Source organism: Viridibacillus sp. FSL E2-0187 (assembly GCF_038006425.1).
GTDB lineage: Bacteria > Bacillota > Bacilli > Bacillales_A > Planococcaceae > Viridibacillus > Viridibacillus arvi.
In genome coordinates, this window is record NZ_JBBOVG010000001.1 from 3,513,267 (window position 1) to 3,530,633 (window position 17,367).

Genomic DNA, 17,367 nt, shown 5'->3' on the forward strand with positions numbered 1-17,367 from the left:
TTAGTTATATACATTCTCACATTTTTCTCTGAACATTTCAATAACTTAATGAAAAAGTACCTTGTTTTATCGATTTTCTACATGCTTTTTATGTAATTTTGCAATAAAAACAGACTTTCTTCACTATTTATTAATTCATTCTGTATGCTTACAGCCGCTTATTTTCAGTAAAAATAATATTATTCTTGTTTGATTAATTATATAAAAAAATAAAGACTGTCCTTATGCATTTACGGATGACCTGAAATAGCCGTATAATGAAAGGAACGATTTTTTTCAGGAGCGGAATGTATGAATACAAATATTTCAGAAATTGCCAAAAAATACGAAGATGCTATTCGCAATAATATGGCTGCAATTGAATTAGAGCTGAATTCATCAGTTCCCGAGGATGAAGAGCTTGTCAGAAGAGCAGCTTTTTTAGCGCGCCATAACTATGTGAAAATTTCCTCTTATAGTGAAGTACTTAATATACTTCATTTTGTTGTGCAGGATGCTACTCCTGCTACGGCTACGTTATATATAAACGATGATCTATTTACATGTGATTGTCGTAACAAGAAATGGTGCCGCCATAAATTAGCGGCGATGTTCGTGTTATATCAATATGTTGATTCACTGTCTGGTTGGCTCGAGAATTTCCGTTCTCAGAAGTTAAATCAGCTTTCTTTATTTAAAGATGAGCGTACGCCTGAAAGTTGGCTTAAGCTTGTGGAGAATATTTACAAAGTAAATTTATATAATCAACAATCATTAAACCCTTATTTAATAGAGAGCATTTTTGCTGATATGCAGTCTCAGATTGCAAAACATACGCCATTAGAACGTGAATGGCGCAGTTTATATCAATTATTTACGCATATGGCACTTCTATCTCATACTTGGAAGCATCTACATCCAGCTAATGAGTCAGCGCGTTCCTATATGATCAATTTTATCGAGCAAGAGAGCCAGGCATTAAAAGATTATATTCGCTCAACTGCTAGTAAATCTCGTCTTTTTGCGACGGATCCGTTTTATGATACATTGCAACAAATGACGCATTATTTCCTTGTAAAACAGGAAGGTTATTTTGAAGAGCGTTTGTACATTTACACATTGTTTTGGGAGTCTATGTTTAATGAGAAAAAGCGACGTGAGCTTGAACTTGATATGCTTCGAGCAGAAAAAGACTTTTCGAGTGATGTAAATGTAGAAAGCATCCGAGCTATGTTCTTCCTTATGCTGAAAAAATATGATGATTTACAACAATCATTGACTCAGATTAAAGTCGATGAGTTATTAGTATGGCTTGATCTAGCTCATTTTGCAGACCGCAATGAGGATTCAGAAGCGTTACAAATGATTTTACGTTCGATGCTTCCTCTGTTAGATGAATTCATCAATAATTGGCTTGCAACGAGGTATCGTTCTAATTTTGTTAATACTTTCAATCGTCTTTGTTCAAAAATAAATTTAACTGATGAAGAGGCAGAAGTACTCTTTACAGCTTCTGGTATGTATGGCATGCAACCTTTTTCACATTATTTGATTGAAAAGGAACGTTATTTAGAATGGGCTGCTCTGCATCATCGCTTCCCTTCTTCACTAGCTTATTTGGAGTTATGTGGTGTGAAGGATGTATTGGAGTATAAACCTGAAGTTCTTCTTCCTCTTTATCATGCACTTGCATTAGAAGAAGTTTCTCAAAAATCGAGACAGCATTATAAACAAGCCGTCCGAGTCTGGAAGAAAATGAAGTCTGCGGCGAAGAAAAGTGCAAAAAATGAATACTGGAATCAATATGTCGAAACGCTTCGACAACAATATAAACGATTACGAGCTTTACAAGAAGAAATCGAGAAAGGAAATCTGAAGCTATGACAACTATTTCAAACGTGCCATCTACTTTCATGAAATCCATCACGCTTGGCATTCAAACCGAGTCCAATCAGTCGTTCACGTTACAAGCTTTTAAATCCGATGGACAACCAATGTATACACATGAATGGCTTCCTTTTCTCTTTTTCCACTACGAAGCTACTTTTTATGGTTTAACGGCTAATCATACGGAGGACTATGTTACATTAACACCCCTTGAAATGGTTGAATTATTTTCTGAAAAAGAGCAACATCCATTTGTTCAGTATGAAGGTATCGACATAGCATCAGCTAAGTTGCTTACTGCAGCAAATGAAGCATCTAGTTTTTGGTATTCTCCTCGCCTATGGGATTCAATTTCACTAGACGAAGAAGAAGAAAAGTTGGAGCTAAAGGTTCCATTAGATGAAACAGCTACAAATTTACTAGAAAATGCATTGATGCAAAAAATGGTGGAGGCTGGTTTGCGTTTTACAGATTTACCTCCATTGTTGCCTTTCTTCCGAAATGGTGGATGGCCGATTACAACCAAAAATGTGCATGATGAAATTTTCGTCGCTTTGCGATTACGTGAACCAGAGGAATTGTCTGAGGATTGGGTTTTAGAGACCGTTATTCGTGGAAAAAAAAGTGCAACTTATTGGGCACCACCTATGCGCAAGCGCGCTTTGAAAATCGAAAACGCGCTGCCTGATAAGTGGAAGCAACATGCTGACGGAATAGAAAAGCTACAAGGTCAAATGTCTAGTTTATTGCATATGCATGACTATATGGATAATGCAGATACCAGTTTATTCTTGTCTTTAACTTTATCGGATGCTGATGTTAGACAGTTTTTACGTGCAGATTTTATTCGCCTACAAGCACTTGGTTTTGAAATCATTTTACCTGCTTGGTTAAAAGATATAAAAGATTCTCGTGTGAAAGTACGAGCTAGTGCTAGCACTTCTTCAAATTATAAATCAGCTGCTGGTTTACAAGAGATTCTAACATTTAATTGGAAATTGTCCTTAAACGGGCAAGAACTTACCATGGAGCAATTTCAACAAATGGTCAATGATAATCGTGAATTTATACGTGCTGGTACAGAATGGGTACGGGTGGATGCGGCTTGGATGCAAGAGATCCGTAAACTAATGGATAAAGCTGAAAATGAAAATTGGACCGTTCGTGATCTGCTATTCCAGGAGTTGCCTGAAGAACTTGTTGTACCAGTGGAAGAGGATGAGGATGATTCTGCGGATGATCCATTCTTCCAATTTGAAATTCAGAAGTCATTGAAGGACTATGTGAAAAAGCTACAAGATAAAAAAGGTTTGCCGTCTGTGCCTGTATCAGACAAGCTACAGGCTTCTTTACGTCCTTATCAACAGGAAGGTTATGACTGGCTGACATTCATGCGTGAGCAGCAATTTGGAGCTTGTTTGGCTGATGATATGGGACTTGGTAAAACGGTTCAGCTTATCTCATATTTATGTCATGTCTATGAAGAAGAAAAGCCACCAACTCTAATCATTTGCCCAACTTCTGTTTTAGGCAACTGGCAAAAAGAACTTGAACGATTTGCCCCTTCTTTAGAAGTTTACTTACATTATGGCGCAGGTCGTTTGAAGGAAGAATCACTAGTTAGTTATTTAAAAGAGCAATCCCCTCAAGTTGTGTTGACAACATATGGAACGGTTACACAAGATGCAGATAGCCTTGAAAAATTGAAGTGGGCTTGTATTGCACTGGATGAAGCTCAAAATATAAAAAATATGCAAACAAAGCAATCTAGAGCGATTCGTAAGTTGCATGGTGAGCATCATATTGCCTTAACTGGGACACCTGTTGAAAACCGCTTGTCCGAGCTATGGGCTATTTTCGACTTTATATACAAAGGTTACTTAGGAAGCATTCGTCGCTTCCAAGAAGATTATATCGCTCCGATTGAGCGTGATGATTCTGAAGCTCATAAGCAAAAATTACGTAAAAAAATTCAACCATTCTTATTACGTAGAACGAAGCAGGATCCTGCACTTATGCTGAACTTACCAGATAAGCTTGAACAGCTTGAATACTGTCCATTAACACAAGAACAAGCTGTGCTTTACGAAAGCTTTATCCAAGAAACAATGCATAAGCTCGAAACATTAACTGGCTTTGAACGTAAAGGTTTGATTTTGAAAATGCTTAGTAAGTTAAAGCAGTTATGTAATCACCCCGCTCTGTATTTAAAAGAACCATTTGATAATGCGGCAGATATGCTACCGCGTTCAGAAAAGTTAGATCGCCTTGTAACACTTGGCTCTGAAATTGCCAGTAATAATGAGCAATGCTTAATTTTCACTCAGTATATTGGTATGGGTCACTTACTACAACATTGTTTCTCTGAACTTTATGATATAGATGTGCCGTTTTTAACAGGTAGTATGCCTAAGCAACAGCGCGATCATTTCGTTGAATCATTCCAAAAAGGTGAATTCCCTATTTTCATCTTGTCTTTAAAAGCAGGTGGAACCGGTCTAAATTTAACAGCGGCCAATCACGTTCTACATGCTGACCGCTGGTGGAATCCTGCAGTGGAAAACCAAGCGACAGACCGTGCTTACCGTATTGGGCAAACTCAATTTGTACATGTCCATAAATTCATCACGACAGGAACTATTGAAGAGAAAATCGATACACTATTAACTGAAAAACAAGCATTATCAGAGGATCTCATCCAATCAAGTCAGTGGATTACAGAACTAAAAGACGAAGAAATCCTTGATCTATTATCATTCAATTTCAACTAAATTATTATCGATAAAATCCGGCTATGATCGTAGCCGGATTTTTTTGATCTCTCCCGTTAGATCTTATTCACATACTATCGTTATTTCTACTTCTTGCTTCCCCTTCTTAGACAGATGAAATTTCAATGAAATGATAAATCATTACTTTTACTACTCCATCTGTGGTCGAGTCCAATTGCTTGATCCGATGTTAATGCCATAATCTATGAAACATTTCCCTTTTAAGGTGGTAGATTATTTGGTAGTTCAATGAAGAAATTATGAGCCTATTGGCGCGGTCTTCCAATAGGGATATGGATTAAACAATCGGTAATTTTTCTTTTTCAGTATTAGGTAGATGGAATTCTTTTGTGAATTCTGCAGCTACAGATGTTTGTTGTGTCGTTAGAGCAGTTTCTGTAGCGACTTGTTCATGTCTACCTTCCCTTTCTTTCAAAACGAGAAAACGGACGTCCTCTCCAATGACTTCCGTTATATAGGTTCTTTTGCCATCCTCCTTTTGATAAGAACGTGATTGTACGCGGCCACTAACCCCTATTAGTGATCCTTTGCCACAATACTTCACAACATTATCTGCCAGCCTCCCCCATGCTGTACAGAAGACGAAATCAGCTTCTATTTCTCCATTTTGATTTTTGTAGTTTCGATTTACAGCAAGAATAAAGTTAGTTTGAACCCTCCCTTCTTGTAACTTTCGTAGTTCAGGATCCTTTGTAATCCTTCCTACTAACGAAACTTGATTCAATGTCTCACCTCCTTTTGCCTGAATGTAAGTTCATCTTATTCTGGAAAGAGTATTTACGCAAAGTCTTAAAAATAGATTTCGGGCTATTTTTGGTATGTATAATTAATATTTTAGACGTGTCAATTTAAGTTCTTTCCTGTAAACTATTGTCTTATATAGGTTCTCTATTTTAGAATAACTGTACAAAAGTTAAATTTGGAACATTTAGGAATATGTTATAATAGACATAATACATTACATAAAGGATGGTGGTTGGTTTAGGTGAAAACGTTTAAAATGCTCTCTTTGGAATTGTTACAGGATGATCAGTTGAAGTCATTTCCTTTAACAGATGGCATCATTATCAATCAAGAGAATAGCCATAAATCATGGGTTTTGGAAATGTATATGGATCGCCAATATAAAGCTGTTTTTGAGCCTTACTTAGGAACCGATGAAATATTAGAAGTGCGCGCAGTTATTTCTTATCCAGACAATGAACCAGCGGCCTTTAGAGTTGTCGTAAATGCCGTGAAGGAAATTGACAATCAAGTTTCCGTATTGCTGAAAGGAACACTAAAAACGATACGTCGTCAATATTCGGAGCTATTACTGGCTAAACTAATTGATGAGGGTCTTGAAGGTGATGCACTTTTAAGCCAATTTAAAACAGATATGAAAAAAAGACCACGAATAAAACCATAAGAACGATAAAAACTCGGCATATTAATCTTATGCCGAGTTTTTTGATAAACATCTTTATTTGTTGTCTTTATTATCTTTATTAAGGTTATCCTCGACGATATCATCATTTGTTGTTGTGTTTTCGTCTATGATTTTCTCATTTGTTGTATTCTCTTCTATGACTTTATTGTCACCTGGTACCGTTTCATCCACACGTTCATCATGAACATCTGGCGTAACGTTTTCCACTCCTTTATTCACATCATCCTCGACACGCTCCATTGGCGTTTCGTTATTTAGTGGCTCGTTTGCTTTATTATTATTACAACCAACGAGTAAAAGTGAACCAAGCAATAGCACTGCTGCAGGTTTAATCCACATAAAAAAGTTCCCTCCTTTCTGCATTGTCATATCCATCACACACTATACGTGCGATATAACATATCTTGCCCCGAAAGAAGGAAACTATCCTTTTAAAAAATGATTTCAATTTTATTTTATTTTATACTTTTTGAACTGGTCCGATTGCAAATAAAATGTCTGCTTCGCAAACTAGCTCCCCGTCAACTGTTGCTTTAGCATGTCCCTTACCCATCACACCACGTAATTTAGTAAATTCTACTTCTAAACGAAGTTGATCACCAGGTATTACTTGACGTTTAAAACGCGCATTATCAATTCCTGTTAAGAAAGCTAATCGCCCTTTGAACTCTTCAGACTTTAATAGCGCGACTCCACCAACTTGTGCAAGTGCTTCGATAATCAAAACACCTGGCATCACAGGATATCCTGGGAAATGCCCATTGAAAAATTGCTCATTAATTGAAACGTTTTTTAAACCTACCGCTCTTTTTCCTTCTTCAAGTTCAAGAATACGGTCTACAAGTAAAAAGGGATAACGATGAGGTAAAATCGCTTGAATTTGATCTGCAGTTAACATTTTAGTCCTCCTAAGTATGAAAGGTTCTGTAGAAATAATGATTATTTGTCCACTACACCGTTCATAATATCAAATATATGGCGCCATGTAGAGACTTTTAGTGTATCTAATGCATCGCCTTCACCAATAACACTATAACCAATCATTGCACCTGACACAGCCGCTATGACAAGCAAAATGAGTACGACAAGGATTCGCATCCCGATTGGGAATAGTCGTAAATTTGACCACCATTTCATATTAACTTCTTCTTTAACCTCTCTCTCGATTTTTGCTTCTTTACGAGTCATTGGCTTTGAAGTATTAGGCTCAGTCACGTTTTTTTTCAAATTGTTTGTCATAACTTGTTTTTCTCCTCTGTTCAGATTGCTTTATCGAATGCCGTTAACAAGACCTAACATTTGATCTGATAAAGTAATCGTTCTAGCATTAAATTGATAAGATCTTTGCGTATTAATAAGCTCAGTCATTTCTTTAGACGTATCAACATTCGACATTTCTAAAGAACCGTTTTGTAAACCAATCTCAGCTCGGTCTGCACCTTGTAAATTACGTAGGACTTCATTTTCTGTCACACCTAATTCATTTAAGTTTGCAGGAAGACCGATGTATGTACCCGAAATATGTTCCATTAGTTGGGGACGTTGAAGCTCTGTAACAGCAAGTTCTACTGTACGTTGTGAACCGTCATCAAAAGTAATATTCAGCTCACCATTGTCCTTCATACCAAATCCCTTAACGTTTTCAGGGAAAATAATTGGATTCCCATCAGCCCCAGCGACTGGGTAGCCATCTGCATTTACTAGCATGGCATTGTTATAATCATCGGTTGATATATATAAATCCCCTTGACGAGTATAGACTGTACGGTCACCATTTTCACCATCTGGCATGATGATATTCAAGTATTGCTTCGGCTTCGTGAATGAAAAGTCGAGAGAACGTTCTGTCGATTGAATACTTCCCTGCTTCCAAACTGTTTGTGCTTGTGCTAGTTGTGCCCCAACACCAATTCGAATGCCTATTGGAGATTGGCGCTCTGCCTTATCAGACTTGTCATTGTTAAATTGTTGATATAATAGTTCGCCAAACTTAGCTTCCTTAGCTTTGAAACCATGCGTATTACTATTCGCTAGGTTATTGCCAATTGTATCAAGCTGTTGTTGCAATTGAGTCATCGTGTTGGAAGCGGAAATCATTGTACGTAGCATATCATAGCCCTCCTATGTATTTCAAAAATACTGTTTCTGTTACACTTTTCCAATTTCATTAACGGCTTTATCCATACTACGGTCATAGGCCTGTAATACCTTTTGATTTGCTTCGAATGCACGGTAAGCTGTCAGCATTTCTGTCATCGTTTTACTAGCATCAACATTTGAGCGTTCAATATAACCTTGTTTTAAATTAAAGCTAACGCCATTTACTGTGTATGCAGATGGTAAATCTTCACCGTTGTATGTACGATATAGTCCGTTATCTTGCTTTTGAAGTGTATCTGGCTGTGCTGCGTATGATACGCCGATACGTGCTACTTCTTGCTCTCCAGTGCCGATAATACGACCGTCATCCATAATTTGATAATCATCATTTTGCAACTGTATACGCTGACCTCTATCTGATAAAATATAAAGACCTTGTGCGTTTGTTAAGTAGCCTTGTGCATCTAAAGTGAAATTACCGTTACGTGTATACGTTTCGCCTTCTGTAGGATGCTCTAAACGGAAGAATATTGCACCTTTAGCGCCTGTTTCTGCATCTGTCGGTAATTGGTTATCAACTAAAGCAACATCAGTGGTTAAATCAGTTGCTGTAATTTGACCTTGTGAATAGTCTGGTAATGTTTCTTGCATATATACGCCTGCATTTAATGCACCAATCTGATTATTGGCTGTTGTATTTAGTCCACTCTCTAAATTCGTACCTGACTTCGTCATACGCGACATAAGCATATCTGGGAAAGAACGAATTGTAGATTGGTCTGCTTTATAACCTGGTGTGTTGGCATTGGTAATATTATTTGACAGTAATTCAGTACGTCGCTGTTGCGCAATCATTCCTGTAGCTACTGTATAAAACCCACGAAACATTGCAATCACCCTTTCATCAATAAATTAAAGTATATGCGATTTCTATACTTTCTTTATTTCGGCTACAAATCAAATATGTTTTGATACTTTGTCCATATTGTCGAGCATAATGCCTGTTCCTTCAGCAACACAGTTCATCGGATTCTCTGCAGAGAGTACTGGTACTTTCAACTCGTCCGTTAATAATTGGTCAAGACCGTGCAATAATGCTCCACCACCAGTGATCATAATACCGCGGTCAATAATATCTGCTGATAGTTCAGGGGGTGTTTTTTCTAATACGTTTTTAGCTGCTTGTACAATCATTGAAATCGATTCACGTAAAGACTTTTCAATTTCTGCAGAACCAATTGTAATTGTTCTTGGTAAACCTGTTACCATGTCTCGTCCTCGAATGTCCATCTCATCTTCACGGCTACCGGCATACACTGTACCTATCGTCATTTTGATTGATTCGGCTGTACGTTCCCCAATTAGTAACTTATATTCTTTTTTAATATATTGTAAGATATCATTATCGAATACATCTCCAGCAACCTTAATGGATTCAGAAGTAACGATATCTCCCATTGATAGCACAGCAACATCTGTAGTGCCTCCACCAATATCAACAACCATATTGCCACTTGGTTGGAAAATATCCATCCCAGCTCCGATAGCAGCCACTTTTGGCTCTTCTTCTAAGTAGACATTACGACCACCAGATTTCTCTGCTGCTTCACGAATAGCCTTTTGTTCTACACTTGTAATATTTGTTGGACAACAAACTAAAATACGAGGCTTTGAGAGAAATCCTTTAACATCTAATTTACTTATAAAATGTCTTAACATCGCTTCGGTAATATCAAAATCAGCAATTACACCGTCTTTTAATGGTCGGATCGCAATAATATTGCCTGGTGTTCTCCCTACCATCTTACGTGCTTCTTCCCCAACAGCAAGTACTCTGTTGGTATTCTTATCTATCGCTACAACCGATGGTTCATTTAAAACGATCCCTTTACCTTTAACATGGATTAATACATTAGCAGTTCCTAAATCAATCCCAATATCCTTAGAAAACATGGAACTTTCCCCTTCCTTCACATAACAGCATTTATCGTACGATTTATATATGTAATTATCTAGAATATTTTATCATATCAAGGGGGAAATTACATCTACATATTTTATTGGGATAGCTTATTTAAACGGCTTTTTAAAGGATTTCTTTCAATCTAGATCCGCTTTTTCATTTTCCTAATAACGTAAAAAGACATCGAAGCATATTGCCTACTTCGATGCCTTCTCCATAGTCGATTGTCGGGCTAACCATTTTTTCCTTGTAGCCTCTCCACCTCGTATGTGACGTACCGATTTATGGTACGCCAAAATTTCACTAACTTCCTTAGCCAACTCTTCATTTACTTCATTGAGACGTTCTGTTAAGTCTTTATGAATAGTGCTTTTTGAATAGCCTGTAATTTGTGCCATCGCTCTTACGGTTTGCCTCGTTTCTTTCAACATAAACCCAAGTTTCAAACAGCGGTTGCGAATATGTTCGTGCACATTCTCTTCCTTTCCACAATGTACGAACGTTTCTTCAACTTATGTTTGCTTGGAGCTTTTAAGAACTAAGCATTCCTTATTTCGTTGATAAATGACATTATTCAGCTAAATTTAAAAAGCTAAGAGTTTTTTAGGGTTAACATTAACCCCTTCTTCCAAAACTTCGAAGTATAAGTGATTACCCGCTGTTGGATTCCACTCATTTTCGATTGTTTTACCAAGTACTTGTCCTTGTGAAACTTTGTCGCCCTTTTTAACTTTGATGTCGCCTAAAGAGCTATATTTCGTTGTTGTACCATTTGGATGTGCAATAACGATTTCGTTGCCGATGAATGGATCCATCTTCACTTCCTCAACATTGCCGCTCATAACTGACAATACTTCAAATGGTTTTCCATCAACTGATATTGAGATACCGTTGCTCGTTGTGAACGTTTGATTGAACACAAGCAATGCGCCTTCTCTCGTTTTTTCATCTGCTTCGACATCGTAAAAGTCTTGTACGATTGCTACTTCATCTAAAAGATCCTGTTGGAATGGGTATTTCATAGACTCTGCCTTAGCATTTGTTTCAACTGATGTACCTGTCTCGCCTTTACTTGCTAAATTCGTAGCGTTGTTATTGTCTGAGTTTGTATAAGCACTATATCCCCAAACAAGCCCTACTAACAGAATTGAAAAACTTGCATAAATAGTAGGCCAAAACCAACGCTTTGTTGTGACACTACCTTTTTTCGGAGAAGGGTTTGGTCTTTTTTCTTCCCTCATTGTCATCACCTCAACGTCATTCTAGACAATAACGCTTCAGTTTAAACATATGTTTTTATTATTTTTTATGGAAGTAATAGAAGCTTTCTTATAAAAGTGCTTTAAGATGTCCTTTGCTTGGACCCCCTCCCGCGCCAAAGCCTCCGCACCGTATTGGCTCATGCCTACTCCGTGGCCGTACCCTACTGTTGTAACAGTGATTTTATTTTGAGCTGGTTTCCAATAAATTGTGAAGTCCGTAGAAGGGATATTAAGCTTTTCTCGGATTTCTCGGCCTGTCCAACTGTAACTCCCTACTTGCATCGTTTGAACACGATTAGAACTATTTCTAGTTAGTTTAATAGCGTTTAGTTGTTCAGCTGACCATTGAAAATTGAAGGCAGTATTCCACTGTGGTAGAGAAAAGTCTGTGTTTTGAATGTAATTTGGAGACAATTCTTTTTCGCCTTCTACTGTAACTGTTTGTAAATATGGAATATCTTGTCCACTGTATTCTTCTGCACTTTCTGTTTTCCCATTGCTTGTTGAAAAGAACATAGCCGTGATTAATTCACCATTATAAGTGAGAATTTCACCTGCTGTAGTACCTACAGCTTGTTGTATTTTTTTCTCGTTCTTATTGAAATTTACTCCCCATTTTTTCTTTCTTTGCTGTTTTGACTCAAAGACTTGATGAAGAACACTCGGTTTTATCGCTTTCTGGCCATTCTCCGTGACTTTAAGGACAAATGTGCGTGAAGCTATAGCTTGTGCTTCAAGCGCCTCTAAGTGGAAGCTAGAGGGCATTTCAGCTGATATAACTCCAGCGATATATTGTTCCAGCGGTAGGGGGTCTTTAATTCCTTCCACAGTAATGTAAACTTCGCAAGGCGGCTCGTTTTCTTGTTGTTTTTTCTGAGTCTGTTGAGTAGTAGATACCTTTGTGAAATTTTTAGGATAAAAATGCATACTAACAATCGGTAGCACAAACAAAAGGATGACCATAAAAAGGCTGATGGGTATTAGAAGGATTTTTTTCATATGCCATTCTATGCTGAGGCATTCGTCGTTATACGAAAAAAACGTTCAAGAGCAATTAAGCTCTTAAACGTTTTAGTATTATGCTAGTTTAATTAGTTTGAAATTCTACAGATGCTTTTTCAATCGTCGATACTCTTTCAATATCAGCGCCTAAAGCGGCAAGCTTTTTATGGAAATTAACATATCCACGATCTAAGTGATGCAGTTCAGAAACACGCGTAATTCCTTCAGCTACTAATCCTGCAAGAATAAGTGCTGCCGCAGCTCGTAAATCTGTCGCAGCAACTTCTGCACCTTGTAACTCACATGGACCATCAATAATAACAGAACGACCATCAATTTTTGCAGAAGCATTCATACGTCTGAACTCTTCAACGTGCATAAAGCGATTTTCAAATACTGTTTCAGTAATAACACCCGTACCAGTTGTTTTCAACATTAACGCCATCAATTGAGATTGCATATCTGTTGGGAACCCCGGATGTGGCATTGTTTTAATATCTACAGCTTTTAAAGATCCGTTTGAACGAATACGTAAACCTTCGCCTTCTTCAGTAATTTCAACACCCATTTCACGCATTTTCGCGACAAGTGCTGTCATATGTTCAGCAATGGCATTTTCAATTAGTACATCTCCACCTGTAATCGCCGCTGCTACCATAAATGTACCAGCTTCAATACGATCAGGAATAATATAATGAGTTGTACCATATAGTTCTTTAACGCCCTCTACACGGATTGTGTCAGTACCAGCGCCAACAACTTTACCACCCATCTCATTAATAAAGTTAGCTAAATCCACTATTTCTGGCTCTTTAGCAGCATTTTCGATAAATGTTGTACCATCTGCTAAAGCTGCTGCAGTTAAGATATTCTCAGTAGCACCTACGCTTGGGAAGTCTAAATAAATTTTAGCTCCGTGTAAGCGTCCTTCAGTTGTTGCTTCGACATAGCCGTGTCCCATTGAGATTTTCGCACCCATTAGTTCAAAGCCTTTTAGATGTTGATCAATTGGACGTGATCCGATTGCACAACCACCCGGCATAGCTACGCGGGCAAATCCATTACGTGCTAATAAAGGTCCCATTACTAATATTGAAGCTCTCATTTTACGTACATATTCAAATTGTGCTTCAGATGATAATTGTTTAGTTGCATCAATTTCTACTGTGTTTGTTTCAGGTGAAAATGATAATTCTACATTTAAACTTTTTAATACTTCATCAATTGTATACACATCGGCCAAATTTGGCACATTTTTAATAATATTTTTTCCTTTTGACGCTAATAATGTAGCCGCCAATATAGGTAATACGGCATTTTTTGCCCCTTCAACTCGAACGTTACCAGTTAAGGTATTACCGCCTTTAACAATGATTTTCTCCACCATTTGTCCCTCCGAACCCATGTATCCATTTATTATATATTTCAGTCGATAAATTTCTATTGTTTGATGTCAATAATTAGTAAGCAAAGCATATAACATGTTACCTTTTTTTTCGCCTAATGGCAAGTATCCAACAAACTATTTAATTAAGTGATAACAATTAACTATAGACATTATACTTTACGCAAAGTTAGCGCAAATGGTGTCTGATTTTAGAAAACTGGATGCCCATTTTATTTACCCAATTATTATCTAAATAAAACAAATTTCCACAAAATATTTCCTGGGTAATGATTATTCTATATGGAAAAATAATAATATACTCTCACAAAGTCAACCATAACAAATAACTAGCAATAATGAAAGCGTTCCCTCTGTAAGAGTTCAAAATTTTTAGCGTATCTTGTCAAAATGACCGATAATCTAGAAATATTATATTATAATTGGTTTTCCATATACAACAAGTTACTCAAAGAGATATGGAAGCTGACTTGACCATCCAGAAAATGTTAAGAAAAAATTCGAAACAGATGATCCAATTGCGATGCTTAATAAAATAAATAGCAACTGTATTTGAAACACGTGGTTCTTTTTAAATACTTTTTCAAACATAATTGCTTGTAATGCATAGAATGAGATCCCTATAAAAAATATATGTGAAATAATGCTAATTAGTGCATTTTGACCAATTGATGCTGTTATATCCACACTTCTCATCTCCTTTTAAATAAATCTTAAAAAAGCGGGCAGAAAAATTCTGCCCGCATTTCTAATTTATAAAGATTAGATGTTACCCTCTTTAACGTTGATACGGTTCATAGCGCGTTTAAGTGCAAGTTCAGCGCGCTTGAAATCAATGCCACTTTGTTTACTTTGTAGTCGCTGTTCAGCGCGATTTAACGCTTCTTTTGCACGAGCAAGATCGATTGAGCTTGCTGTTTCAGCTGAAGGAGTTAAAATCGTTACTTTATCAGGACGAATTTCAACAAAACCGCCGCTAACTGCTACTAATTCAGTTTGCTTGTCTGAATCCAGACGTACAGCACCTACTACTAGTGGCGCAACTGTAGGGATGTGACCAGGTAAAATACCCATCTCACCCGTTACAGTTTTAGCAATCACCATGTTGACTTCTGAATCGTATACTGGGCCGTCGGGAGTGACAATGTTGACTTTTATGGTCTTCATATTTTTTCCTCCTCGTCCCTAGTATTAAAGTTCAATACCCATACTTTTCGCTTTTTCGATAACTTCTTCAATACGACCAACTAGACGGAATGCATCTTCTGGTAATTTGTCATATTTACCTTCAAGAATTTCACGGAAACCTTTAACAGTTTCTTTAACAGGTACATAAGAACCTTTTTGACCAGTGAATTGTTCCGCTACGTGGAAGTTTTGAGATAAGAAGAATTGAATACGACGAGCGCGGTCAACTGTTAATTTATCTTCATCAGATAATTCATCCATACCTAAGATAGCGATGATATCTTGTAATTCGTTGTAACGTTGTAAAGTTTGTTGAACTTGACGAGCAACTTCATAGTGTTCAACACCTACGATATCTGGTGATAGTGCACGAGAAGTTGAAGCCAATGGATCAACCGCTGGGTAGATACCCATTTCAGAAAGTTTACGCTCAAGGTTAGTAGTTGCATCTAAGTGGGCGAAAGTTGTAGCCGGAGCCGGGTCAGTATAGTCATCGGCTGGTACATAGATCGCTTGGATAGAAGTTACAGAACCTTTGTTTGTTGACGTAATACGTTCTTGTAAACGACCCATTTCAGTAGCAAGAGTTGGTTGGTAACCTACGGCAGAAGGCATACGACCTAATAACGCAGAAACCTCAGAACCTGCTTGAGTGAAACGGAAAATGTTATCGATGAATAGAAGTACGTCTTGACCTTGTTCATCACGGAAATATTCAGCCATAGTAAGACCAGATAAAGCTACACGCATACGTGCGCCTGGTGGCTCGTTCATTTGACCGAATACCATTGCTGTTTTCTTAATAACGCCTGAGTCGCTCATTTCGAAGAATAAATCGTTACCCTCACGAGTACGTTCACCTACACCTGCGAATACGGAGATACCACCGTGTCCTTGAGCGATGTTGTTAATAAGTTCTTGGATTAATACAGTTTTACCTACACCGGCACCACCGAATAGACCAATTTTACCACCTTTAATATATGGTGCTAATAAGTCTACTACTTTGATACCTGTTTCAAGAATTTCAACTTGAGTTGAAAGGTTTTCAAATGTTGGTGCTTCGCGGTGAATTGGATCACGGCGCTCAGTTGTTGGAATTTCTTCCGCTAAATCGATTGTTTCACCAAGTACGTTGAATACACGTCCAAGAGTGATGTCACCAACTGGAACTGAAATTGGAGCACCAAGGTCTGTTACTACTGCGCCACGTTGTAAGCCATCTGAAGATGACATAGCAATCGTGCGGACAGCATTGTCTCCTAGGTGAAGTGCTACTTCAAGAGTAAGTGTTTGAGGCTCTTCACCAGGGCGTTTAATTTCTACAGTAAGCGCGTTGTAAATTTCTGGTAATGATGAGTTGTCGAATTGAACGTCAACAACGGCACCCATTACTTGAAGAACGTGTCCTGTTTTCATACTTTTCCCCTCCTATCGTACTTGCATTACAGAAGCTGGAGAGCGCCTATTCTAAGGCTGCAGCTCCACCAACGATTTCTGTAATTTCTTGTGTAATAGCCGCTTGTCGTGCACGGTTATATACAAGTGTTAATGAACTAATAAGTTCGTTTGCATTATCGGTTGCGCTCTTCATTGCTGTCATACGTGAAGCATGTTCACTAGCTTTACCGTCGAGCAACGCACCATAAATCAAGCTCTCTGCGTATTGTGGTAACAATACTTCAAGAATTGCTTCACCAGATGGATCGAATTCATAAGATGCAGTTGTGCTTGATGCTGCGATGTCTGTAATTGGCAGTACCTTTTTCTCAGTTGGTTCATGTTGAATGGCACTGACAAAGTGGCTGTAGTACATATAAAGTTCATCATATGTACCATCAGTGAACATACCAACAGCCTTACGAGCGATTTGTTTAATGTCAGCAAATAAAGGTTGGTCAGGTAGACCAATTTCTTCATCTACTACGTTATATCCACGTTTCGCAAAGAATTCACTTGCCATACGGCCGATAGCGATGATAACAAACTCATCTTTAGAGTTGTGTCGTTCATCCATAGCGTTTTTAGCAGTACGAATTACGTTACTGTTATAACCACCTGCAAGACCACGGTCAGAAGTAATAACTAAATAAGCCGTTTTCTTAACTGGACGAGATACTAACATCGGGTGTGAACCGTCTGGAGTACCTGCTGCAATTGCAGCAACAACATCCTGAATTTTCTCCATGTATGGAACGTAAGCTTTAGCATTTGCTTCAGCACGTGTCATTTTAGAAGAAGAAACCATCTGCATCGCTTTCGTGATTTGACTTGTGCTTTTAGTCGATGTGATACGTTTTTTTATGTCGCGTAATGATGCCACTGGTATTTCACCACCTTACCGTTTATTTTATATTGAC

18 protein-coding genes are annotated in these 17,367 nt (G+C 37.8%); 3 read left to right on the forward strand and 15 right to left on the reverse strand.

Features of this window, described 5'->3' with window-relative positions; translation table 11 throughout:
- The first annotated feature begins 291 nt into the window (after positions 1-291).
- A complete protein-coding gene (locus tag MHH85_RS17050; protein WP_340707850.1) occupies positions 292-1,863 on the forward strand; it encodes a hypothetical protein in 1,572 nt (523 codons plus the stop codon).
- A complete protein-coding gene (locus tag MHH85_RS17055; RefSeq protein ID WP_340707851.1) occupies positions 1,860-4,637 on the forward strand; it encodes a DEAD/DEAH box helicase in 2,778 nt (925 codons plus the stop codon). The genes MHH85_RS17050 and MHH85_RS17055 overlap by 4 nt, the downstream gene beginning before the upstream one ends.
- Positions 4,638-4,935: 298 nt before the next feature.
- Here MHH85_RS17055 and MHH85_RS17060 read toward each other — a convergent pair whose 3' ends face one another.
- A complete protein-coding gene (locus MHH85_RS17060) occupies positions 4,936-5,382 on the reverse strand; it encodes a single-stranded DNA-binding protein (protein ID WP_340707852.1) in 447 nt (148 codons plus the stop codon).
- 261 nt (positions 5,383-5,643) lie between these two features.
- Here MHH85_RS17060 and MHH85_RS17065 point away from each other — a divergent pair, with 261 nt between their 5' ends.
- Positions 5,644-6,066 carry a YwpF-like family protein gene (locus MHH85_RS17065; protein WP_193738363.1) on the forward strand — a complete coding sequence of 141 codons (423 nt, stop codon included), beginning with the start codon at positions 5,644-5,646 and terminating at the stop codon, positions 6,064-6,066.
- Between the two features lie 54 nt (positions 6,067-6,120).
- Here the strand turns inward: MHH85_RS17065 and MHH85_RS17070 are convergent, their stop codons facing one another.
- From MHH85_RS17070 to atpG, 14 genes are all read right to left on the reverse strand, one after another.
- Positions 6,121-6,426, reverse strand: coding sequence for a hypothetical protein (locus tag MHH85_RS17070; RefSeq protein ID WP_340707853.1), 306 nt, complete (start codon positions 6,424-6,426; stop codon positions 6,121-6,123).
- Positions 6,427-6,547: 121 nt separating this feature from the next.
- Entirely contained in the window at positions 6,548-6,985 is a 438-nt protein-coding gene (gene fabZ / locus MHH85_RS17075; protein WP_053417874.1) for a 3-hydroxyacyl-ACP dehydratase FabZ, read from the reverse strand.
- A gap of 41 nt (positions 6,986-7,026) precedes the next feature.
- A complete protein-coding gene (locus tag MHH85_RS17080) occupies positions 7,027-7,326 on the reverse strand; it encodes a DNA-directed RNA polymerase subunit beta (protein WP_053417875.1) in 300 nt (99 codons plus the stop codon).
- Positions 7,327-7,356: 30 nt separating this feature from the next.
- Positions 7,357-8,196, reverse strand: a complete 840-nt coding sequence (locus tag MHH85_RS17085) for a flagellar hook-basal body protein (RefSeq protein WP_340707854.1) — start codon at positions 8,194-8,196, stop codon at positions 7,357-7,359.
- Between the two features lie 39 nt (positions 8,197-8,235).
- Positions 8,236-9,075 (reverse strand): flagellar hook-basal body protein, encoded by an 840-nt coding sequence (locus MHH85_RS17090; RefSeq protein ID WP_340707855.1) that lies wholly within the window; start codon positions 9,073-9,075, stop codon positions 8,236-8,238.
- Between the two features lie 69 nt (positions 9,076-9,144).
- The gene (locus MHH85_RS17095; protein ID WP_193738359.1) at positions 9,145-10,140 is read right to left on the reverse strand and encodes a rod shape-determining protein; all 996 of its coding nucleotides are present in this window, start codon (positions 10,138-10,140) and stop codon (positions 9,145-9,147) included.
- A 207-nt stretch (positions 10,141-10,347) separates the two neighbouring features.
- Positions 10,348-10,623, reverse strand: a complete 276-nt coding sequence (locus tag MHH85_RS17100) for a sporulation transcriptional regulator SpoIIID (protein WP_038180010.1) — start codon at positions 10,621-10,623, stop codon at positions 10,348-10,350.
- 111 nt (positions 10,624-10,734) lie between these two features.
- Positions 10,735-11,391, reverse strand: a complete 657-nt coding sequence (locus MHH85_RS17105) for a M23 family metallopeptidase (protein WP_340707856.1) — start codon at positions 11,389-11,391, stop codon at positions 10,735-10,737.
- 36 nt (positions 11,392-11,427) lie between these two features.
- Positions 11,428-12,411, reverse strand: coding sequence for a stage II sporulation protein D (gene spoIID, locus MHH85_RS17110; protein ID WP_340707857.1), 984 nt, complete (start codon positions 12,409-12,411; stop codon positions 11,428-11,430).
- Positions 12,412-12,499: 88 nt separating this feature from the next.
- Positions 12,500-13,798, reverse strand: a complete 1,299-nt coding sequence (gene murA / locus MHH85_RS17115; RefSeq protein WP_193738356.1) for a UDP-N-acetylglucosamine 1-carboxyvinyltransferase — start codon at positions 13,796-13,798, stop codon at positions 12,500-12,502.
- Between the two features lie 465 nt (positions 13,799-14,263).
- On the reverse strand, positions 14,264-14,500 hold the full coding sequence (locus MHH85_RS17120) for a DUF1146 family protein (RefSeq protein ID WP_370588367.1): 237 nt from the start codon (positions 14,498-14,500) through the stop codon (positions 14,264-14,266).
- An 81-nt stretch (positions 14,501-14,581) separates the two neighbouring features.
- Positions 14,582-14,986 (reverse strand): F0F1 ATP synthase subunit epsilon, encoded by a 405-nt coding sequence (locus MHH85_RS17125; RefSeq protein WP_053417881.1) that lies wholly within the window; start codon positions 14,984-14,986, stop codon positions 14,582-14,584.
- A gap of 24 nt (positions 14,987-15,010) precedes the next feature.
- A complete protein-coding gene (gene atpD / locus MHH85_RS17130) occupies positions 15,011-16,426 on the reverse strand; it encodes a F0F1 ATP synthase subunit beta (protein ID WP_038180029.1) in 1,416 nt (471 codons plus the stop codon).
- A 46-nt stretch (positions 16,427-16,472) separates the two neighbouring features.
- A complete protein-coding gene (atpG, locus tag MHH85_RS17135; RefSeq protein ID WP_038180030.1) occupies positions 16,473-17,330 on the reverse strand; it encodes an ATP synthase F1 subunit gamma in 858 nt (285 codons plus the stop codon).
- Positions 17,331-17,367: the final 37 nt, after the last annotated feature.

Excerpts from the sequence above, each read along its gene's own strand:
- MHH85_RS17050 (WP_340707850.1), top strand. The coding sequence starts at position 292 with ATGAATACAAATATTTCAGAAATTGCCAAAAAATACGAAGATGCTATT.
- MHH85_RS17055 (WP_340707851.1), top strand. The coding sequence starts at position 1,860 with ATGACAACTATTTCAAACGTGCCATCTACTTTCATGAAATCCATCACG.
- MHH85_RS17070 (WP_340707853.1), bottom strand. The coding sequence starts at position 6,426 with ATGTGGATTAAACCTGCAGCAGTGCTATTGCTTGGTTCACTTTTACTC.
- fabZ (WP_053417874.1), bottom strand. The coding sequence starts at position 6,985 with ATGTTAACTGCAGATCAAATTCAAGCGATTTTACCTCATCGTTATCCC.
- MHH85_RS17080 (WP_053417875.1), bottom strand. The coding sequence starts at position 7,326 with ATGACAAACAATTTGAAAAAAAACGTGACTGAGCCTAATACTTCAAAG.
- MHH85_RS17085 (WP_340707854.1), bottom strand. The coding sequence starts at position 8,196 with ATGCTACGTACAATGATTTCCGCTTCCAACACGATGACTCAATTGCAA.
- MHH85_RS17090 (WP_340707855.1), bottom strand. The coding sequence starts at position 9,075 with ATGTTTCGTGGGTTTTATACAGTAGCTACAGGAATGATTGCGCAACAG.
- MHH85_RS17095 (WP_193738359.1), bottom strand. The coding sequence starts at position 10,140 with ATGTTTTCTAAGGATATTGGGATTGATTTAGGAACTGCTAATGTATTA.
- MHH85_RS17105 (WP_340707856.1), bottom strand. The coding sequence starts at position 11,391 with ATGAGGGAAGAAAAAAGACCAAACCCTTCTCCGAAAAAAGGTAGTGTC.
- spoIID (WP_340707857.1), bottom strand. The coding sequence starts at position 12,411 with ATGAAAAAAATCCTTCTAATACCCATCAGCCTTTTTATGGTCATCCTT.
- MHH85_RS17125 (WP_053417881.1), bottom strand. The coding sequence starts at position 14,986 with ATGAAGACCATAAAAGTCAACATTGTCACTCCCGACGGCCCAGTATAC.
- atpD (WP_038180029.1), bottom strand. The coding sequence starts at position 16,426 with ATGAAAACAGGACACGTTCTTCAAGTAATGGGTGCCGTTGTTGACGTT.